The sequence below is a fragment of the Paracidobacterium acidisoli genome, assembly GCF_003428625.2.
GTDB classification, from domain to species: Bacteria; Acidobacteriota; Terriglobia; order Terriglobales; family Acidobacteriaceae; genus Paracidobacterium; species Paracidobacterium acidisoli.
In genome coordinates this window covers 195585-215411 of sequence record NZ_QVQT02000003.1, presented here as the reverse complement: position 1 = coordinate 215411, position 19827 = coordinate 195585, and the positions used below count along the sequence as shown (strand labels likewise).

Here is a 19827-nt window from a genome sequence, read left to right as displayed (position 1 = left end):
CGCTACTTTACACCCCGGATGTGAAAACCGGGGAAACCTGGGTAACTTCCTGCCCGCAGCAGCGGCAGGGCAGACCGATCGACTTTGCCCCGGAATGGCGCCGTAGGCGCGATCGCCCGTGACGGCGAGTCACAGCACCTGCGAATTCGCCTCCGGGTCCGGATGAAACTGCACCAGATCCATGGCATGGGCGATCTCCCGGTTCTTCATAAACTGCTGCCATACAAACCGGGTTCGCAGATTCTCTGCCATCAACAGCGTAATCCCCTGGTCGATGCCGAGAATATCGGGCGCAAACCAGCTCGCCTTCGGCTTCGGCAAAAATGCGTCGACAAAGCCATACCGTGTATACACCTTATCGCCGAAACGCTCCCGCATCTGTAACAGAACGTGCGAACATTCTGCGGGAAGAAAGACCAGCGATCCTCCTGTGGCACAGGGCACCAGCGTGCCGTCGATCGACCCCATCGCCGGCGGCCCTCCCCACACCCGGTAACCGTCCCGCGAATCCGAGGCCGAGATCCCCCACATATCCTGGTCCATCCACGGAAAATTCCGGCCCTCCGTCAGGCACCAGAGCTGGTGCGCCCGCGTCGCCGCGATCGAGTTCGTGAAGTAATTGGTGTGCAGATCCCGGACATCGCGGTAATTGCACCACGCATGGGCATACTGGTGGATAAACAGCGGGGCCACGCCGCTGATGTAGTCGATGCCGCCAAACTGCACCACTGGCCGCTGCAGCGCGTTCCAGGTCTGCGGAACCACCGGATGGGTCGGCGATCCGATGGCCATCAGATACATCGTCATCAGCTCGGAGTAGATGTCCCAGCGATGCTTCAGAAAGCCCTGGTCCGGCAGCCAGCCCATCGAGAGCGTATCGCCGCCGTTCAGCATCCACTCCCAGTCCACCCGCCGGTAAAAGGTGTTCGCCAGCGCCTCGATCCGCGTATTGCCCGCAAAGTACTGGCGGCAGGTCAGCACCCCGCACAGCAGCAGCGATGTATCGATCGACGACAGCTCGCAGCCGAACATCCGCTGCCCGCTCGTCAGGTCGATGAAGTGGTACAGGAATCCATGCTCGTGCGGGCAGTCCTCCAGCAGAAAGGCCAGGGTTTTCTCGACGCGCTCCTCGCAGTCCAGAGGCCGCAGATAATTCCGCTTGTGCGCGATGCACATCGCCGTCAGCCCGAAGCCGGTCGCCGCGATGCTCGAGACCCGGCTCAGCGACAGTCCTGCCGCGGGAGCGCGATCCCGCACCAGCCCCGTCTTCGGACTCGCCTCGTTATAGAAAAAATCGCACGCCCGGCCCTCGAGATCGTCCAGCAGCGCCTCGGCCGCCGTCGAAACCTGAGTCAGCGGGCGGTTGATGAACACACCCGGCGGGTGCGGATAATTCTGCGCCGCCTGGCTCTCGGTCTTCGGCTCCTGGCCCGGCTTTACCGGAGGAGCCTGCGACTGATTCTGAAAGCCTTCCGCCGCGGCAATCGCCGGAGCGCCCAGCGCCAGCATCCCGGAGGCTCCGGCCCTGCGCAACATGTCTCTGCGGGTTATCTGCGATCGGGCCAAAGCAACGGATTCTCAGACGGATACAAGGTAGAGATGATCAGAACGTGCGGATGGTCGCTCACGGAAAAATTCTACGCGCTCCCGGCTCCCTCTGCCGGAGCCTCCGGGCCCGTCTCACCCGGCATGGAATTGGCTTCCGCTCTGTGATTGGCTTCCGCTCTGCCATCGCCACGGTGATCCGCACCGTCCCCCGGCTGCCATCGAAGCCTGTGTCATGTACCGCCGCCTGATCTGACTTCTGCGCTCTGCGGCCTGAGCCCTGTCGCCCGTTTTCCGCATCCATTATCATCAGGAGCGCAGACACAGTGGCCATCCCGGCCGCGCCCAGAGAATTTCATCAACCCCAACGCATCGTGAAGGAGAACTACTTTGGCACACACCGTTCCGCCTCTGCCGTATGACTACGCCGCACTCGAACCCCACATCGACGAAGCCACGATGAAGCTCCACCACGACAAGCACCACCAGGCCTATGTCACCAACCTCAACGCGGCCATCGAGAAGCATCCCGACCTCTCCAGGCACTCCGCCGAAGACCTGCTCCGCAATCTGAGCAGCGTGCCGGAAGACATCCGCACCGCGGTCCGCAACAACGGCGGCGGCCACGTCAACCACACCATGTTCTGGACCATCATGCAGCCGGGCGGCGGCGGCGAGCCCACCGGCGCCATCGCCGCGCAGATCCGCAAGGACTTCGGCGACTTCGAAGCCTTCAAAAAGCAGTTCAACGAGACCACCGCGAAGCAGTTCGGCTCCGGATGGGGCTGGCTGATCTTCGAGGGCGGCCAGCTGAAGATCGTCACCAGCGCCAACCAGGACTCGCCCCTCAGCCAGGGACACTTCCCCATCCTCGGCAACGATGTCTGGGAGCACGCCTACTACCTGAAGTATCAGAACAAACGCCCCGACTACCTCGCCGCCTGGTGGAACACCGTCAACTGGGACGAGATCAACAAGCGCTTCGAAACCGCAAAGCAGTAGGACCAGCCGGTGCTGGCCGCGCGGGCAACTGCGCCGCGGCGCCATGAAAAAGGGACGGGCCATGCGCCCGTCCTTTTTTGCAGAGGGAACGCCTTCCCGGGAACTGCACCCATCATGGACAGACATCCGGCCTTCGTGAAAGGAACTGGCATGAAAGAGACCGAAGACAGGGAACAGCAGGCTGAGAGGACCGCTCCGTCGTTGCGGCCGCCACAGCAACCACGTGTGCCCGGACGGCCGGTACCTGCCTGGTTCGAGCGAAAGTTTGCCTTCACCTTCCCCGTCGAGCAGTACCCGAACCTCTGCGTCCGTCTTCTCGGCGCGCCCGTGCGGCTTGAAGAGCTTCTCCACAGCGCATCGGCCTCTGCTCTCACCGCAAAGCCCGAAGGCAAATGGTCCGCGCAGGAGCACGCCGGCCATCTCCCCGACATGGAGCCCCTCTGGCTCGCCCGCGTCGAAGATTTTCTCTCCGGCAGCGGCACGCTCACCGTCGCCGACCTCGCCAACCGCAAAACCCACGAGGCCGGCCACAACGACCATCCGCCTGCAGAGATCCTCGCCGCCTTCCGCGCCGCTCGCCTTCGCCTGCTCGACCGCGTGGAAGCCCTCGACCCGGCCCGCTTCTCCGCCTCCCTGCTCCATCCGCGCCTGCAGCAGCCGATGCGCCTGGTCGACCACCTGTACTTCATCGCCGAGCACGACGACCACCACCTCGCGCACATTTTCGAGCTCATTCGCCCCTGAAATTCTGCCTGAAATCCTCCCTCAAACCCCTTCTGAAACCCCAGGTTTGCCATTTTCGAGGCCCGGACCGACTATGAATGCAAACCGTGAAAGGAATTCTGATGATGGGGAAGATTGCTCTCTTCGGCGCCGCCGGAGCCATCGGCAAAAGCATTGCCACCGCTCTGCAGCAGCATGGCATCCCGTATCGCGTCGTCGGCCGTTCCGCAGCCTCTCTGCAACGCGCCTTCGGCGGCGATCCTCATGCCGAGATCCGCACCTGGAACCCCGACGATCCCGCCTCCGTTTGCGACGCCGCCTCCGGCATCGATACCATCATTTACCTTGTCGGCGTGAACTACTGGCAGTTTCAGCTTCATCCTGAGCTGATGCGCAAAACCCTCGACGGCGCCACTGCCGCCGGAGTCCGCCGCCTTCTCCTTATCGGAACCGTTTATCCCTATGGCCGCCCGCAGACTCCGACGGTCACCGAGGACCATCCCCGCTCACCGCACACCTTCAAGGGCAGAATGCGCAAAGAGCAGGAGGATCTTCTCTTCGCAGTCCGGCAGGCCGGGCAGATTCAGACCTGTGAGCTCCGCCTGCCCGACTTCTTCGGCCCCGGCGTGGATAAAAGTTTTCTCTGGAGCGCCTTCCAGGCAGCTAAAAACGGAGGCCGCGCTCAGCTCATCGGCCCTGTCGACACGCCTCACCAGTTTGTCTTTGTGCCCGACGTGGGACCCATCGTTGTCCGTCTGCTTTCAACCGAAGCCGCCTGGGGCCACGCGTGGAACTTTGCTGGCAGCGGCATCCTCACCCAGCGTGAATTTGTCGATAAAATCTTCGCCGCCGCGGGCCGTCCGCCTAAGTTCATGGTCGCCGGAAAACTCATGCTCCGCGCCCTGGGCATCTTCAACCCCCTGCTGCGCGAACTGGTGGAGATGCATTATCTGCAGACCACGCCGGTCCTGCTCGACGACTCCCGCCTTACACAGCTCCTCGGCGGCGTGGAGCGCACCTCATATGATGAGGGCATTCTTCAGACCCTCGCCACCATGCCTGCCGGCAAATCATCCTGATACCCGCTGCTGACCCTTCTCTTCGACCGTCAGTTTTACGCATACAGCTACGCCCTCCGCCGCCAGAGCCACTTCCTCCAGCTCCGGAAACGATGGGGCGATGCGAATCGTCCTGTCCTCCGGGTCCTTCCCCAGCGGATGCGTCGCGCCCGCCGGCGTCAGCTCCACGCCCGCGGCCTTCGCCAACTCGATCACGCGCTTTGCGCAGCCCGGCGGCACATCGAGGCTGATAAAGTATCCACCCTTCGGCCGTGTCCAGCTCACTCCCGCAACGTCCGACAGCTTCTCATCGAAGATCTCCAGCACCTTTTCGAACTTCGGAGCAATCAGCGCCCGCTGCCGTTCCATCAGCGCCGTAATCCCCGCCTCGTCCTTCAGAAAGCGCACATGCCGCAGCTGGTTTACTTTGTCCGGACCGATCGTGCGCGGCGTCATCCGCGCCGTCAGCCATTTCACGTTGTCCTTCGACGAGGCAAACAGCGCCAGCCCCGAGCCCGCCAGCGTGATCTTCGAGGTCGACGCAAATACATATGCCCGGTTCGCATGCCCCTGCCGCGCGCATGCCTCCAGAATATTCGCGATCTCGACCTTCTCTTCCGTCAGGTGATGCACCGCATACGCGTTGTCCCAGTAAATGCGGAAGTCCGCCGCCGCTGTCTTCATCCCCGCCAGCCGCTCCACCACCGCATCGGAGTACACCGCGCCCGTCGGATTGCTGTACTTCGGCACGCACCAGATGCCCCGGATCGACGCGTCGCCCGCAGCCAGCCGCTCCACCTCGTCCATATCCGGCCCATCGGCGTTCATCGCCACCGGAATCATCCGGATGCCATAGTCCTCGCAGATTCTGAAGTGCCGGTCATACCCTGGAACCGGGCACAGAAAGGCGATCTCGCCCTGCTGCGACCACGGCTTCTCGCTGTCGCACGTTCCCTTCAGCAGCGCATACACCACCGTGTCGTGCATCAGCGCCAGGCTGGCGTTGTTGGCCACAATCACCTGCTCCGCAGGAGCGCCCATCAGTCCCGCAAACAGCCGCCGCGCCTCGGCCAGTCCCTGCAGTCCGCCGTAGTTGCGGATATCCGTCACGCCCTCGGCCATATAATCCGCCGCGCCCGGCAGCGCCAGAAGCTCCGCGCTCAGGTCAAGCTGCGCCGGCGCCGGCTTGCCGCGGGTCAGGTTCAGCTTCAGACCTCTCGCCTTAAATGCCTCATAGCCTGCCCGAATCGTCTCTGCCGCCACACCGCTCTCCGCCACACCTGCCTGCGCAACCTCTGTCGTCATCGCCAAACATCCTTCTGTCGGATTTCTTTCTTCCATTATCAATCATCGGCGCGGAAACCCCGGCGGCAGAGCGGCGGATAAGAATTTCGGTCGGAGAAACGAAGATGCGATTTGAGGAAGGGGAAGGAATAAGAAATTCGATGAAGAGGAAGGAAAGAAGTGCGACGAAGAGGAAGGAAAAGCTGTAAGGCAGGAAGCGGAAAATACTCGAGAAGAGAATGAAAGAAGAGAGGTGAAGAAGAAAGTGAAAGAGGCAGGAGAGTCCCAGGAACGACGCCGTTGATTCCTGGTTCTAATCGCTAATTGCTAATTCCTGATCGCTAATCGCTGCTCCCTAATCGCTGCTCCCTGATCGCTGCTCCCTGATCGCTGCTCCCTGCGAGCGCCGGCCGCCGTCCATGATGGCGGCGGCGGCCCTGCGCTCTCAGGAATCGGTTGCTCTTGTCAGCGCTGGTCCGGCGTCCTCACGCCTGCCACGCTCAGGTCCACGCGGTACACGCTGCTGCTGGCCATGATGTACAGCGTTTTGAAGTCCGGTCCGCCCCAGGCCACATTGCCCACGCGCTCCGGAATCAGCAGCGTGCCGATGTGTTTCCCCTCGGGCGAAATAATCCACACGCCCGCCGGTCCCGCCGACCAGATGTTCCCCTTCTCATCCACCTTCATGCCATCGGGCATTCCATCGCGCGTATCCGCCGTCGCATCCAGCAGAACCTTTCCCGCTCCCACCGTTCCGTCCGCCTTCACCGGATACCGCATCCACAGCTTCTTCGGCGTCGTGTTGTCGACGTACAGATACTTCTCGTCCGGCGAGAACGCAATGCCGTTCGGCCGCGTCAGGTCCTTCACCAGCAGCTGCAGCTTGCTCCGGTCGGGAGCCGCTCCGGCCGGCTGCGACGCCGCACCCGGAATCCGGTAGACGCCGTTGAACGGCAGCTCTTTTTCCGGGTCCTTGTCGCTCTGCGTCCGCAGGCCGTACGGCGGATCGGTGAAGTACAGCGAGCCATCGGACTTATACACCAGGTCATTCGGGCTGTTCAGCTTCTTCCCGTGGTACGAATCCGCCAGCACCGTCTGCTGCGCCTGTCCATCCAGCGACTCCAGCCGCCAGATATCGCGCTGCGCATGCCCGGCCACCGTCAGCCGTCCCTGTTTGTCCACCGTCATGCCGTTCGATCCCGGCTCCGGCCCGCCATACGGAGCCGATCCCTTGTATCCGCTCGGCTGCATAAAGATGCTCGCCGGTCCATCCGGCGACGTCTTCCGGATGCTGTTGCTCGGAATCTCGGCGAAGAGCAGATACCCGTCGCGGATCCACACCGGACCTTCCGTCCACTTGTATCCGGTCACGACCTTCGTCAGCACCGGATTCTGCGGCACCAGAGCATCCAGCGATGCGTCCAGCCGCTCCACCTGCAGCGGCATCGTCGTCACGGCAGGCTGGGCGCTCTGTGCAGCAGGCTGCGCCGCCTCGTTTCCGGTTGCCGTGCTTTTGTTGCATCCGCCGAGCGCCAGTACGCCCACCGCCATGACCACCACCGCCTGTAACGGTCCTGTATGCCTCACTCGCCATCCCTCCCGCATTGAAAAATGTGAAAACCGGATTGAACAATATGCAAAGCCGGCAAAGCCCCGCCAGCAAACCCGTTCATTCTCGTGTCCTCACCGCAGCTCCGTCAAATACACCCGCACGCTTCGTCCGCAGCATGCGCTCTGCTCTCGCCTGTCAACCCTCTCCTAATGCGTCCTTCTTCCACCTGACACACCCGACACAGCTTCCGCTTCATGCCGCGCTGGCATGAAATTTTCCTAATCCCTCTAGACTCAGAAAAACAGGACTCAGAACAACGGGACTCACCACAGCGAAAGAAAAAGCCCGGCCATCGCGCCGGGCTTTTTTCTGCGCATATTTCAGGAGGCACAGCCGCCATCATGACCATCTATGTCGCAAAAGCAGCCGCGTATGCCGCAAAGACAGCCGTCAACCTCGCAAAGAAGGCCGTCACCATCATGCCGTGTTTTCTGTTGCATGGCCTCGTCTCAGCCGCGTCTGCGGCATGCACGGCCGTTTATACCGCATGCAGAGCCGTCTCGCATCTGCTCTGCTTTCTGTCATTTCTCCCGCTCGCGGCCGTCATCCATCGCACGCCATAATGAAAACAGGGCACTTCGCAGAATTCCAACGGAAAATACACGAAGATCTTGCCTCTTCCATACCGGATTCGGGTACGCCGGGCTGCTTCTGGTCGGGTATGCCGTGCTACTTCATCTCAATGCGCTGCGTTCCATTGCCTCGTACACTGCACGCAACGCGTCCGGCCGGCGTCCACACCGAGCCGTCGGCGAAGGTCACCTCTTCGAGCGTCACCGTGCCCACTCCAAAGAGCGCCGCATCCACCGGAAGGCTCCGCATGAGATTGTTTGCCGGGTCCACCACGCCGGTTCCCGACACGGTCAGGTCCAGCTTCACCGTCGCCGCATCCAGGTCGTAGACATTCCGCTTCACCTTCAGCTCCGCGCCGACCTCCATCGAGCGAATCTCTTTCCCGCTCTGATTGCGGAAGCTCAACTCGATTCCGCCTTCGCTCTGGACCGGCGAAGTGAGCTGAAGATGCGCCTGCGCGGCAGGCGAAACGGCGGTCAGCTCGACCGGACATTCAGCCTCGGCGTATGCGGCTGTAGTGGTTGCAGCGAACAGAAGGGCAAGCGCGAAGGGCTTCATGGGAGTGCCTCCCGTTGCCCCACAGCATAGCACCGTCCCGCAACACTGCGCCGCCGGCATTACACTGGAAGAAGCCCATGGTCTTCGTCCTCGACAACTACGACTCCTTCACCTTCAATCTCGTGCAGTACATGGGCGAGCTCGGAGCCGGCCTCACCGTCCGCCGCAACGACGAGCTGACCGTCGAAGAGGTGGAAGCCCTCGCGCCCGAGCGCATCGTGCTCTCGCCCGGCCCCTGCACCCCGCACGAGGCCGGCATCAGCATCGATCTCGTCCGCCACTTCGCCGGCAAAGTGCCCATCCTCGGCGTCTGCCTCGGACATCAGGCCATCGGAGCCGCCTTTGGAGGCGAAGTCGTTCGCGCTCCGCAGCTGATGCACGGCAAAACCAGCGCCGTCGAGCACGACGGCAAAACCATCTTCCAGGGCATCCCCAGCCCCATGACCTGCACCCGCTACCACTCCCTCATCGTTCAGGAGAAAGGGCTGCCGAAGGATCTCGAGATCACGGCCCGCACCGCGGACGGCACCATCATGGGCCTGCGCCACCGCCGCTATCCGGTCGAAGGGGTGCAGTTCCATCCCGAAAGCGTTCTGACCGGCGACGGCAAACAGCTCATCCGCAACTTTCTCGCGCTGAAATAAGCACCCTCTGCCGTTTGCGCAGGAGCCGGTCCCGTGGGATCATGCGGCCATGAATGGCCGCCTGCCCCTGCCCGCTCTGCTGTCGCACACGCTGGTCGCTTTCACCATCGAATTCGACAACGAATTCGAGCGGCGGGTGCCGCATCGCACCACAAACCACGGCTCTGTCCCCGGCGCTCCGTGGCTGGTGTCGCGCGTCATGTGGTCGAGATTCCTGCAGTTCCTCCCCGAGGAAGGCATCTCCGTCGCCGATCTGCAGCAGCGTCTCGGCATCGGCAGCAAAGACCTGCAGATCTGGCTGACACGGCTGGGCAAATGGTGGGGTTACATCACGGTAAAGCCGGATGCAGCCGCGTCCACAAAGCGCTTCCGGCCCACCGCCATCGTCCGCCTCACTCCGGGCGGCCTGCGAGCCATCGCCGTCTGGCGGCATCTCGATGGAACCATCGAAACACGCTGGCATGAGCGCTTCGGCCAGGACTCTGTCGAACGGCTGCGCGAGCTGCTGCGAACGCTCACCGGCCGCATGGACCGGAGCCTGCCCGACTCCCTTCCGATCCTCGGTTACGGTCTCTTCAGCAGAGAACCCGACCGTTCGCTGCAGCCTGCACCGGACGGGCACGAAACCAGACACGGCACCATGCACGAACCCTCCCTTCCCGTAGTTCTCTCAAAGGCGCTGCAGGCCTTTGCCATCGAGTTTGAGCATGAATCGGAGGTATCGCTCGCCGTCGCCTCCAATGCTCTCCGTCTCTTCGGCGAGCTGCCCGAAGGCAAAGCCGGTCTCCGCGCCCGGGACCTGCCCGGCCTCGCCGGCGTGTCGAAGGAAGCCAGCACCATGTCGCTGAGCTTTCTGAAGAAGCATGGATACCTGACCGATAAACCACAATCGCCGGGCAGCCGGACAAAGCATCTTGCCCTCACCTCAAAGGGGCAGCGCGGCCATGAAGCCTGCCATCAGCGCATCCGGCTCATCGAAGCGAGCTGGCAGGAGCGCTTCGGCAGCGATCTGCTGCTTCCTCTCTGCGATGCGCTGGAGCATCTGGTGGGCGAGCCTGTCCGGCAGCACTCTCTCCTGTTCCGCAGTCTCGAGTCCTTTCCCGGCGGATGGCGCGCCTCCCTTCCGCCCTCCGAGGCCCTCCCGCACTTCCCGGCCGTGCTGCATCGCGGCGGCTTCCCCGACGGCAGCTGACCCTCGCCGGAGACCTTCGGCTCACCTCGCGCGGCCGCTGCGGCCCGTTCCCATAGCGCGCCTGCTGTAAAATCGGCATATCGGAGCGTTTCCTCATCCGGATCCGGACGAAGATCCGTGGTTCAGCGATACGGCTCGCTGCACTTCTCCCTTGAATTCAGGTAAGGAGCTTCTTCAATTTATGGCGATTCCCGCCACACAAATGCGTCCGGGCATGATCATCAGGCACAACAATGAGCTGCATGCGGTCTTTTCGGTCGAGCATCGCACGCCCGGCAATCTGCGCGCCTTTATTCAGGCGAAACTGCGCAACCTGCGCACCGGCTCGATGTTCGAGCATCGCTTCCGCTCGCCCGACCCCATCGAGCGCGTCATCGTCGACGAGATCTCCATGGAGTTTCTCTACAACGACGGCGACGACTACTACTTCATGAACACCGAGAACTACGAGCAGACCCACCTGAAGCGTGACACACTGGGCGATGCCGTCGAATACCTGACCGCCAATCTGCAGATTACCGTCTCCTTCTTCGACGGCGTTGCCGTCGGCATCGAACTCCCGCAGACCGTCGAGCTGACCGTGGTCGAGACCGAGCCCGGCCTTAAATCGGCCACTGCTTCTTCCGTCACCAAGCCCGCGAAGATGGAGACCGGTCTCGTGGTCCAGGTTCCACCCTTCATCAATGAGGGGGAGCGCATCCGCGTCGACACGGCAGAAGGCGCGTATCTGAGCAGGGCATAGGCATCCGCAAACTTTTGTACCAGACGGCGCGGCCCCGGCTGCGCCGTTTTCTGCTGTTGTCCACATACAATCGCCACAGTTAACCGCAAAGATTTACAACTGCTGGCGGATCTCAGATTGCGCGAGGCTCGTCTACTCTTGAAGGCCGGAGAAAGCAGTGGCGCCTATTACCTGGCCGGCTATGCGCTTGAATGTGGGCTCAAGGCTCGCATTGCAGGAAATATTCCGCGGCATACGTTTCCGGACAGGAAACTGGCGAACGACGCATATACACACGACCTCACAAGACTGATAAAACTCGCAAATCTATCGGATATTCTCAGCGAGCGGGCTGGGAAAGACCCTGTTTTCCAGCAGAACTGGCTTTTAGCGACCCGCTGGTCGGAAGCAAGCCGCTACAGTATCTACACAGAGCAGGATTGCAGGGATTTTCTGAACGCCATCGCTGAAAAGCGCCACGGAGTCATGTCATGGGTGAAACAGCACTGGTAGAGGTTGATTTTCGCAGGAGCGCGCAGATCGTGGGGACGCTGGAAGAGAAAGGCATCCACGTTGCGCTCGCGGTATGGGCCCACTTCCCCGAGTACGAAGACTGGCGCTTCGTGGTCGCGTCAAAAGAACTCGATCCACTTAGCCTGGCCGAAGGCTATGGCAAAGTGACCTCAGCACTCCACGAAGCGGGAATCGATGCATGGCAAACGCCACTGATCTTTCTGATGAAAACAAGTGATCCCTTTGTCCGTGCTCTGCGTAAAGTCTTCGGAAAGACCGATAGCGTTTTCGGAATGCGTCTCGGTGGCCAGACGTGGGGGAACCGCTTTGTTGACGACGCCTATGCGTACAAGATCGCCTGAACACCTGCCAGCTTGCACCCTGTCTCCGCTTCTGAAAAACTAACCACGCATCTCATGGTCCGCCATTACCTCGTTAAAGGCCGCGTGCAGGGCGTTGGATTCCGGTGGTTTGTGCATCGGGAAGCGGGCGCGCTTGGCCTGAAAGGCTGGGTGCGCAACACCGAAGATGGCCACGTCGAAGTTGTCGCTGCCGGAGAATCCGAAGAGCTTGCCGATCTGTCCACGGCTCTGCATAAAGGCTCCCGCGGCAGCCGCGTCGACCAGGTCATTGAACATCCGCTCGACGATGCCGAAGGCGAATCGCTCGGACCATTTCAGATCGAAGGAGCCTGGTAATCCAACTCATGTCTCGTTCACCGAACTGCGATCATCTCAAGGCGCTGGTACGCACCGTCCCCGACTTCCCCAAACCCGGGATTCTCTTTTACGACATCACTACCCTGCTCAAGGACAAGTATGGCTTCGCTTCGCTGATTGACGCGCTGGCCGAACACTACATCGGACGCGATATTGACCTGGTCCTGGGTATCGAGGCCCGCGGCTTTATCTTTGGCCCCGCGCTTGCCTATCGCCTCAACGCCGGCTTCGTTCCGGTGCGCAAGCCACGCAAGCTGCCGGCTCCGGTCGCGCGCGTTACCTACGATCTTGAATATGGAACCGATACGCTCGAGATCCATCAGGACGCCATCGAGCCCGGCCAGCGTGTCATCATCGTCGATGACCTGCTCGCTACCGGCGGCACCATGGAGGCGACCATCAAGCTGGTCCGGCAACTGGGTGGAGAGATCGCCGGTCTCGGTTTCGCCCTCGAGCTGGATTTTCTGAAGGGACGCAGCCGCTTCCCGGATTTCGACGTCTTCAGTTTGCTGCACTACGACGAATAGCAGGCCGGAATCAGAGGTTCGGCTGAGCGTCGTCGCTCATCGGCATCAGCGGGGGAAGCTTGCTGGTGTGCCCTGCTTCCTTCAGCACGGCATCCACATGCTCCAGCACTTCCTCCGTGCTCATCGTGTACATCTCACGGCCATTGTCGTAACCGGACTCGACCGCCTGCTTCAGGTAGCGTCCCGCGGCCTGAGCGGCCAGCGCATCGGTAATGATGTGTCCCGTACGCTGCTTCTGCTCGCCCCAGGCCTGATACGGCATGGCAATCCACACCGGGCGTCCGCTCACGTCATAGCGAATATCGACGGCATCGGCATGGCGCGTGGCAATCGCCACAATGTTGGCGATCCAGCGGCAGTGCAGCTCTTCGCCGGTCCAGCGGTCGGTTACGCGAAAGTCTTCATACATGGCATCTCCAGAGTAAATGGAGCATCGCAGCCGCAACAAGTCACGTCCTCGAACATGACAGGGTAAGCTGGCTTTATCGCCATGCGCCGCCTCATTCTGCTCCTTTTGCTCTTTACTGCGCCTTTGACACTTTGCGCGCAGACTTCGACCTTTCGCGTCGTCCATTCCTGGCCGCATGATCCGCAGGCCTTTACTCAGGGGCTCGTCTTTACCGGTGGACAGCTCTATGAGAGCACCGGGCTCAACGGCCGCTCTTCTCTTCGCATGGATGACCTCACTACCGGTCGGGTTTTACAGCATCTCGATCTGCCCGCTCAGTACTTCGGCGAAGGCCTCACCGAGTGGGGCAGCACTCTCATTCAGCTCACGTGGAAGGCGCACCTTGCTTTTGTTTACGACCGCTTCAGCTTTCGTCTCCTGAAAACGCTGCATTACAGCGGTGAAGGATGGGGGCTGACCCAGGATGGCAGACACCTCATCCTCAGTGATGGAACCGCTGTGCTGCGATTTCTCAATCCCGATACCTTCGCTGTCGTACGCCGGCTTTCCGTCACCGATCACGGCAAGCCCGTCACCCAGCTCAACGAGCTCGAATACGTTCACGGCGAGATCTATGCCAACGTCTGGTACACGAATAAAATCGTGCGAATCTCTCCGCAAACCGGCAAAGTTCTTGGCTGGATTGATCTGACCGGCATTATCCCTGCTTCCGAGCTCCATGATCCGGGTGCAGTCCTCAACGGCATTGCCTGGGATGCACAGCATGACCGCCTTTTCATCACCGGCAAACTCTGGCCGAAGCTCTTTGAAATCCAGGTCGTTCCTGCAGGTTCCGGAAAATAACCAAAGCGTCTTCACTTTTTCTGCCGGAAAACTGCTATTTCCGGAAAAGGAAAACAAATCTTTCTTCGGTTCCTGCGTCAAATGGTTGTAATTCGTACGTGAGTCACGCCATCAGGAGTCGAGCGAAGTGACAAATCATTCCCTCTCCGTCGAACGACTTGAAGAGAAACTCCGTCAGCAGCAGCGCATGCTGGAGCATTCCATGCTGAGCACGGTGAAGCAGGGCCGTCAGGCTGTTGCGGCAGATACCCAGGATGTCGCCGATCAGGCAGTCATGTCCTATCAGAAGGAGCTGATCTACACCCAGGGCACGCAGGGGCATACACAGCTCTCTTTGGTGCGTCTTGCTCTTGAGCGCATCCGCGAAGGCAATTATGGAGAGTGCCTGCAGTGCGGCAACCCAATCGGCGTCAAGCGGCTTGAGGCGCTTCCCTGGACGCCCTACTGTATCGACTGCCAGGAAAAGATTGAAAACGGCGAGATTCAGGACATTATCCGCGCTGCATAAAGTCAAAAAAACGGGAGCCCGGAGGGCCGGATCGTCCGTGCCGCCGGGTTCTGCGTGTTTGACCCTCCCACCGGGCGCTGCTAGACTTTTGATATCTTACGCAGACAGCCGAGAGACCCCCTGCCAGTCTGCCAGTTCCTGCCCGGAAGGATTGTCGAAGGAATTTCGTGGACACTCAGACACGTCACGCGCTTAAACAGGACAGCTTCGTCGATGCGACGGCTTCCAGCCTCGACTGGGTCAGCGAACATCGCGGCCTTGTCATCAAAACCGCTGTCACTGTAGTCATCGTGGCCGCAGTCATCGTTACCGCCGTCCTGATCTATACTTCGCGCGAATCCAAAGCAGAAGGCCTGTTCGGACAGGCGATGAACATCTACGAAACGCCGCTGAGCCAGCCTGGACAGCCGGCCGATCCCGGCCAGCCGTCGTATGCCACCGCGGTCCAGCGTGCCAAAGCTGCTTATCCTCTCTTTTCCCAGGTTGCGAATGATTATGGCTGGCTCCGGGTGGGCGCAAATGCCCGCTACTTTACCGGCCTCACGGAGCTCGATCTGGGACAGAGCTCTGCCGCCGAATCCGATCTGAAGAAGGCTTCCGGCTCGATGGACAGCAATCTTGCAGCTCTGGCAAAGGCCGCTCTGGCCAATGTGTACCACCAGACCGGCCGCGACTCACAGGCCATCGACCTCCTTCAGGGGCTGATCAAAAATCCCACCGTCACGGTTCCGGCCGGCGCCGCCAAACTTCAGCTTGCCGCCCTGTATGAAATCAGCCGCCCGCAGGAAGCGAAGCGTCTCTATGCTGAACTTAAAGATCAGGATAAAGAAACCGCTGCCGGCATGATCGCCACACAGAAGCTGCAGACGCTGAAGTAGCACGAAATAAAATACAAAGAGCCCGGGAGGCAGGCCTTCCGGGCTCTTTTATGTCCGGTTTTCATTTCAGGATGGAAAACCACTCCGGGAATTACAGCAGCACTGTTGATGAACTGATAATTTTCTTGCCTCTTCCCCTTCCCAGACGCACCCGATAAGGAGCAATATGTAAAACGCATTTCGCTCCGTCTCTTTGGCGGACGGGAGGTGCACATGAAATCTGTTCCTGTTACTCCGGTCCTCAGGGTCTGCAGTTCCTTAATTTTTGCAGCACTTTTCTGCGGTAGCCCGAAAGCCTTCGCCGCGGAGCCTCAGGCGCCGCCCTATCAGCCGGTCGTTGTCCCCGCAGCCAATGAGATGGCCAGCCTGTCTCCGGAAATGCGAGGCGATCTGCTGATGTTTCATCAGCAGTATCTGGCCGCCATCGATGCCTATCGACAGGGTCCGAAGGATTCCGCCATCATCTGGAATAAAATCGGCATCGCTTATCACCACATGTTCGCGCTGAAGGAAGCGAAGCTCGATTATGAGCGCGCCATATCTCTGAATCACAATTACCCTGAGGCGCTGAACAATCTGGGAGCGATCTATTACGCCGAAAAGGACTATCACAAGGCCGAGCGCTATTACCGGCGGGCGATCCATCTCTCACCGCGCGCCGCGGCCATGTACAGTAATCTGGGCACCGCTTATTTTGCCGATGGCAAATTCCGGAAGGGTTCCGAAGAGTACCGCAAGGCCTTCCTGCTCGATCCGCATGTCTTCGAAGGCACTTCGGTCCAGATGGTCTCCGAATCTTCGCCTCTCCACGAGCGCGCCCGCCAGGACTATTGTCTGGCAAAACTCTTCGCCCAGGCAGGTATGCAGCAACAGGCACTGAAATATCTGCGCAAGGCCATCGACGAAGGCTTTGACGACCGCAGAAAAATATTCGGCGACGAGGAGCTGGCCACTCTTCGCACGACCGCGGAGTTCGCGCACCTGATGGCAGAACAGCGCATCCAGCAGTAAAACGGAGCGGCTCCTTTATCGAACCGCGTGCTGGGAAATGACTGTCCAGGCCGCTTTACCCACCTCGCTCAGAATGGCGCTCACGATTGTCGTGGCAGCTGCGCCCATCCCAACGGTCACCAGCGTCTTTTTCGTTGTGGCAGATTCCATCTCTTTCGCCAGATCTGCTTTGCGCGTCTCATATTTTTTGCTCCACAACGCCGCGGCTGCCTCGACCCCGGCTGGCGGCCGTGACTGCAGATCCGCCGCGATTTCCGATACCTCTTCTTCGAGTTTGTTCAGACTGCCCGAAAAGAGAAATCGAGCATCCACGCCACTGGTATTTTTGAGGGCTTCAGCTGCCAGGGTCAGCTGCGGAGGCACCTCGGAGCCTGCATCCAGCTCCGCTTTCATCTGCAGCGAAACCTCGTCATCGACAAGCTTCGTCCGGCGATCGGCCAGTTCGCCACGCAGCTTCGTCAGCTTTTCCTGCCATGTGAGCGGTGTAGGAGATTCCAGAACGTCCACCAGACCGGCAATAAATCCACTCTGCTCCTGCAGGAAATCGAGCCGGCGGCGACGTGCTCTTTTGCTTCCGATCAGATAGGGAAGCAACACCACACATGCAAAAAAGAGCAGCAGCAGCAGCAGGGTCCGCAGAGAAAGTGTCCCCGAGAGAGCCGCCATGTCAAAGCTGTGATTCACTCCGCCTGCCCCAAAGGCCCACAGTGCCAGAGCCACGAAGAGCGCGGTCGGGATCATGCCTCCGAGCTGATTGATAAAGATTCCCTGGCGTGTCTCCTCATCGAGGTTCTCGGAAGCCAGGAGCCCGATGAGCACCACCAGCATCAGCGGATAGCCGCCCAGAATCAGCAGCAGGAGCGAATATTTCACCATCAGAATCTTCACGACACCTGAATACAGCGGATGCCGGAAGTAGATCACACCGGCCACGATCGGATAGCACCAGAAGACGATTCCCGTCAGCCAGGTCATGACTTTAAAGAGCATCGGCTGCTGCATTTGCAGCTCGACGGCCATCCACATAGCCCGCATGGCGCTCTTCGGCGTCTCTGCGCCCAGCAGCGCCGCCATTCCCAGAGATACCAGGGTACCGAGCTGCGATGCAAGCAGGAACATAACGACCAGGCGCAGGCTCCATAGCCCTGACAATATCCAGATGAAGCCGAAAAACGCGCCGTAGTTCAGCAGCAGAAGCAGTTCTGAAGCCCAGAATGTGTGCCCTTTGACTGCATCGCTCTGCAGCTTGTTCGAAGCCCGCAGACACGCCAGTACCCAAACGATGTACGCAACAAGAAAACCTGCAAACAGCAGAACTCTCAGCATCATCAACCCCTTGAGGACACACAGAAGTCAGCCTCCGCGGCATGGCTTCCGCATCGGCACACTCGCCACCTGTTACCAGATGACTCCCGGGAGAGAATTCCATGACCGGATCGGGCTATACGTTCTGCCCGCGGAGTTCAGGCGAGCAATCCCATCATGAGAAAGGGAGAAATTCACGGAATTGTACATCAGCGGCCCCAGGATTCAGGAGCGAGAAATGTGCTGTGTGTCCACAGTCATCCAACCTGACAATGAATGAACAGATGGCATGCAGGAAAAATACAGGAGGGAATGGAGGCGCGGGTCGGAATCGAACCGACGCATAAAGGTTTTGCAGACCTCTCCCTTACCGCTTGGGTACCGCGCCGTAACAGGGAATTCTATCGCAGAGGACAGGCTCGAAGCCAACCATGGAACAGTCTTGTCGACTGGAGCGGGAGACGGGACTTGAACCCGCGACCCTCGCCTTGGCAAGGCGATGCTCTACCACTGAGCTACTCCCGCTTGGTACTCACTGAGTATATCGGTCGGCCCCAACAAGGTCAACGCAGCCGAGTCTTTCCGTTACCACTGGTGGGTCTCCACTGCGCCCTTTCCGGCCTCGATACCCGTAATGTGGCCGTCACGCATATGAATGATGCGGTCGCCGACCGATGCTGCCTCCGGATTGTGCGTGATCATCAGAACGGTTTGCCGGAACTCCTTATTGGAGCGGCGCAGCATTTCAAGCACAATGTCCGAGTTCTCCGTATCGAGATTCCCCGTCGGCTCATCCGCGAGCACAATGGCCGGCCGGGTGATCAGCGCACGGGCAATCGCCACCCGCTGCTGTTCACCGCCGGAAAGCTCTGAGGGACGGTGATCCAGCCGTCCGCTGATTCCCAGCAGATCCGTGAGATGCGTCAGATACTTCTGATCCAGCGGCTCACTGCTGCCCGAAATCTCATGCGCAATGGCGATATTCGCTCGCGCCGATAATGTGGGCAGCAGATTGAACCGCTGAAAGATAAAGCCGATCTTCGACTTCCGCATCCGTGTACGGTCCGTATCACCGAGCGACGCGAAGTCCACACCGTCGATTACTACCCGTCCGGAAGTGGCCTGCGTCAGCCCTCCGAGCAGATAGAACAGTGTCGACTTGCCGCTCCCGGAAGGACCGACAATGCTGACAAACTCGCCTCGGTCAACGGAGAAAGTCGCGCTGCGAAGCGCCATGACTTCTATCCTGCCGGACTTGTAAACCTTGACCAGATTCTCTGCGGTAATAATCGGCTGCACTCTGCGATTGTAAATCGTGCGTCGTCAGCTTCAGGCTGCGCCCACCGTTTCCTGCATTGCCCGGCTCATCTCGTGAAACGCCGGCCGAAGTGTCTTCCTGGGTCCGCGCTTGCGGGCGATCATAATGCGAATCCGCTCCAGCATCTCCACAGGAGTGCATGCACCTTTAGGCAGAAACGCATCGGCGCGGTTGGCGCGCTCAAATGCTTTCACCGTACCGCTCATCAGAATCGTCGGCACCTCGGGCGTCATGTCCTTCATCCGCCGGACCAACTCATTGCCGTCCATTTGCGGCATCAGCAGATCGCTCAGCACCAGATCGATTCCGCCATTGCGGAACACCTCCAGAGCTTCTTCGCTCGAAAGAGCGGTAATCACCCGATAGCCACGGGTTTCCAGCATAAATTTACGCACGGCAAGAGCCTGCTCATTGTGATCGACGCACAGAATCGTTTTTTTAGGCCTCATGGTCTTCCTGACCGCCTCGCGAGCACGGCAAGGCTGCTTCATACAGGCACACATATCGCGCATGCACCCGCAGGGGGTTTCCGTTGGCCGCACCTGGTCCGAAAGAAAGCGCACAGTCGCTGCCGCGTGGCAGCGCTGTTCCCAGCGCGCAAAAAGACGCGGAGCCGCCCTCCGGTTCGGACCAGGATGCGGAGAGCAGAAGCTCATTTCATGATTGCCCGCGGGCCTTATTCCGCTTCGGCACTTTCACGGAGTGCTTCATTCCGCGCATAACCGAAACGGCAGGAACGCGCATGAAATGCGCCTCTGCTCAAATTAAGTTGTTTATCAATCGGCGAAAGCTGGTTCCTTTTTGGGGGAACGCTTGCCAAGAGTACGGAGACTGACGCACCGTGTAAATGGAGAACAATAAGCGAAGAAACAGATTACTTTTGG

Annotated in this window: 23 protein-coding genes and 2 tRNA genes; 15 read left to right on the top strand and 10 right to left on the bottom strand. The window is 60.0% G+C overall.

Features of this window, described 5'->3' with window-relative positions:
• Positions 1 to 129: 129 nt before the first annotated feature.
• Complete coding sequence (locus D0Y96_RS08425; RefSeq protein WP_252263615.1) at positions 130 to 1536, bottom strand: glucoamylase family protein; 1407 nt, start codon at positions 1534 to 1536, stop codon at positions 130 to 132.
• A gap of 399 nt (positions 1537 to 1935) precedes the next feature.
• Here D0Y96_RS08425 and D0Y96_RS08420 point away from each other — a divergent pair, with 399 nt between their 5' ends.
• The 3 genes from D0Y96_RS08420 (at position 1936) to D0Y96_RS08410 (ending at position 4349) form a co-directional block, all read left to right on the top strand.
• A complete protein-coding gene (locus tag D0Y96_RS08420; RefSeq protein WP_117298935.1) occupies positions 1936 to 2547 on the top strand; it encodes a superoxide dismutase in 612 nt (203 codons plus the stop codon).
• Positions 2548 to 2697: 150 nt separating this feature from the next.
• Entirely contained in the window at positions 2698 to 3291 is a 594-nt protein-coding gene (locus D0Y96_RS08415; protein ID WP_158562317.1) for a DinB family protein, read from the top strand.
• A 101-nt stretch (positions 3292 to 3392) separates the two neighbouring features.
• Positions 3393 to 4349, top strand: a complete 957-nt coding sequence (locus tag D0Y96_RS08410; RefSeq protein WP_252263614.1) for an NAD-dependent epimerase/dehydratase family protein — start codon at positions 3393 to 3395, stop codon at positions 4347 to 4349.
• Here the strand turns inward: D0Y96_RS08410 and D0Y96_RS08405 are convergent.
• A complete protein-coding gene (locus tag D0Y96_RS08405; RefSeq protein ID WP_117298933.1) occupies positions 4341 to 5633 on the bottom strand; it encodes an aspartate aminotransferase type Ic in 1293 nt (430 codons plus the stop codon). The genes D0Y96_RS08410 and D0Y96_RS08405 overlap by 9 nt on opposite strands.
• 444 nt (positions 5634 to 6077) lie before the next feature.
• The gene (locus D0Y96_RS08400) at positions 6078 to 7199 is read right to left on the bottom strand and encodes an SMP-30/gluconolactonase/LRE family protein (protein ID WP_350449009.1); all 1122 of its coding nucleotides are present in this window, start codon (positions 7197 to 7199) and stop codon (positions 6078 to 6080) included.
• Between the two features lie 366 nt (positions 7200 to 7565).
• Here D0Y96_RS08400 and D0Y96_RS08395 point away from each other — a divergent pair, with 366 nt between their 5' ends.
• Entirely contained in the window at positions 7566 to 7787 is a 222-nt protein-coding gene (locus D0Y96_RS08395) for a hypothetical protein (RefSeq protein ID WP_117298931.1), read from the top strand.
• A 106-nt stretch (positions 7788 to 7893) separates the two neighbouring features.
• Here D0Y96_RS08395 and D0Y96_RS08390 read toward each other — a convergent pair whose 3' ends face one another.
• Positions 7894 to 8355: a hypothetical protein gene (locus D0Y96_RS08390; protein WP_117298930.1), complete on the bottom strand. Its 462-nt coding sequence runs from the start codon at positions 8353 to 8355 to the stop codon at positions 7894 to 7896.
• Between the two features lie 77 nt (positions 8356 to 8432).
• On the opposite strand from D0Y96_RS08390, the gene D0Y96_RS08385 reads away from it, so the two are divergent.
• The 7 genes from D0Y96_RS08385 to D0Y96_RS08355 all read left to right on the top strand — a co-directional run bounded on the left by D0Y96_RS08385 (position 8433) and on the right by D0Y96_RS08355 (position 12671).
• Positions 8433 to 8999 (top strand): anthranilate synthase component II, encoded by a 567-nt coding sequence (locus D0Y96_RS08385; protein WP_117298929.1) that lies wholly within the window; start codon positions 8433 to 8435, stop codon positions 8997 to 8999.
• A 49-nt stretch (positions 9000 to 9048) separates the two neighbouring features.
• On the top strand, positions 9049 to 10191 hold the full coding sequence (locus D0Y96_RS08380) for a hypothetical protein (protein WP_117298928.1): 1143 nt from the start codon (positions 9049 to 9051) through the stop codon (positions 10189 to 10191).
• A gap of 181 nt (positions 10192 to 10372) precedes the next feature.
• Entirely contained in the window at positions 10373 to 10933 is a 561-nt protein-coding gene (gene efp / locus D0Y96_RS08375; RefSeq protein ID WP_117298927.1) for an elongation factor P, read from the top strand.
• A 117-nt stretch (positions 10934 to 11050) separates the two neighbouring features.
• Positions 11051 to 11425 carry a HEPN domain-containing protein gene (locus D0Y96_RS08370; RefSeq protein WP_252263613.1) on the top strand — a complete coding sequence of 125 codons (375 nt, stop codon included), beginning with the start codon at positions 11051 to 11053 and terminating at the stop codon, positions 11423 to 11425.
• Positions 11404 to 11787 (top strand): hypothetical protein, encoded by a 384-nt coding sequence (locus D0Y96_RS08365; RefSeq protein ID WP_117298925.1) that lies wholly within the window; start codon positions 11404 to 11406, stop codon positions 11785 to 11787. The genes D0Y96_RS08370 and D0Y96_RS08365 overlap by 22 nt, the downstream gene beginning before the upstream one ends.
• 54 nt (positions 11788 to 11841) lie before the next feature.
• Positions 11842 to 12123, top strand: coding sequence for an acylphosphatase (locus D0Y96_RS08360; RefSeq protein ID WP_117298924.1), 282 nt, complete (start codon positions 11842 to 11844; stop codon positions 12121 to 12123).
• 8 nt (positions 12124 to 12131) lie between these two features.
• The gene (locus D0Y96_RS08355; protein WP_117298923.1) at positions 12132 to 12671 is read left to right on the top strand and encodes an adenine phosphoribosyltransferase; all 540 of its coding nucleotides are present in this window, start codon (positions 12132 to 12134) and stop codon (positions 12669 to 12671) included.
• A gap of 10 nt (positions 12672 to 12681) precedes the next feature.
• On the opposite strand, the gene D0Y96_RS08350 is transcribed toward D0Y96_RS08355, so the two are convergent.
• Positions 12682 to 13080, bottom strand: coding sequence for a hypothetical protein (locus tag D0Y96_RS08350; protein WP_117298922.1), 399 nt, complete (start codon positions 13078 to 13080; stop codon positions 12682 to 12684).
• 81 nt (positions 13081 to 13161) lie between these two features.
• Between D0Y96_RS08350 and D0Y96_RS08345 the strand changes: the two genes are divergently transcribed.
• From D0Y96_RS08345 to D0Y96_RS08330, 4 genes are all read left to right on the top strand, one after another.
• Complete coding sequence (locus D0Y96_RS08345) at positions 13162 to 13923, top strand: glutaminyl-peptide cyclotransferase (RefSeq protein WP_117298921.1); 762 nt, start codon at positions 13162 to 13164, stop codon at positions 13921 to 13923.
• 127 nt (positions 13924 to 14050) lie between these two features.
• Positions 14051 to 14431, top strand: a complete 381-nt coding sequence (locus tag D0Y96_RS08340; RefSeq protein WP_350449008.1) for a TraR/DksA family transcriptional regulator — start codon at positions 14051 to 14053, stop codon at positions 14429 to 14431.
• A 167-nt stretch (positions 14432 to 14598) separates the two neighbouring features.
• Positions 14599 to 15309 (top strand): coatomer subunit epsilon, encoded by a 711-nt coding sequence (locus D0Y96_RS08335; RefSeq protein ID WP_117298919.1) that lies wholly within the window; start codon positions 14599 to 14601, stop codon positions 15307 to 15309.
• A 213-nt stretch (positions 15310 to 15522) separates the two neighbouring features.
• Positions 15523 to 16320 (top strand): tetratricopeptide repeat protein, encoded by a 798-nt coding sequence (locus D0Y96_RS08330; RefSeq protein ID WP_117298918.1) that lies wholly within the window; start codon positions 15523 to 15525, stop codon positions 16318 to 16320.
• Between the two features lie 15 nt (positions 16321 to 16335).
• On the opposite strand, the gene D0Y96_RS08325 is transcribed toward D0Y96_RS08330, so the two are convergent.
• The 5 genes from D0Y96_RS08325 to D0Y96_RS08305 form a co-directional block, all read right to left on the bottom strand.
• Entirely contained in the window at positions 16336 to 17649 is a 1314-nt protein-coding gene (locus D0Y96_RS08325) for a hypothetical protein (RefSeq protein ID WP_117298917.1), read from the bottom strand.
• A gap of 289 nt (positions 17650 to 17938) precedes the next feature.
• A tRNA-Cys gene (locus D0Y96_RS08320) sits at positions 17939 to 18013 on the bottom strand.
• A 62-nt stretch (positions 18014 to 18075) separates the two neighbouring features.
• Positions 18076 to 18150: transfer RNA gene (locus D0Y96_RS08315), tRNA-Gly, on the bottom strand.
• 60 nt (positions 18151 to 18210) lie between these two features.
• Positions 18211 to 18924: an ABC transporter ATP-binding protein gene (locus tag D0Y96_RS08310; protein ID WP_434090775.1), complete on the bottom strand. Its 714-nt coding sequence runs from the start codon at positions 18922 to 18924 to the stop codon at positions 18211 to 18213.
• Positions 18925 to 18954: 30 nt separating this feature from the next.
• The gene (locus D0Y96_RS08305) at positions 18955 to 19392 is read right to left on the bottom strand and encodes a response regulator (protein ID WP_117298916.1); all 438 of its coding nucleotides are present in this window, start codon (positions 19390 to 19392) and stop codon (positions 18955 to 18957) included.
• Positions 19393 to 19827 lie beyond the last annotated feature (435 nt).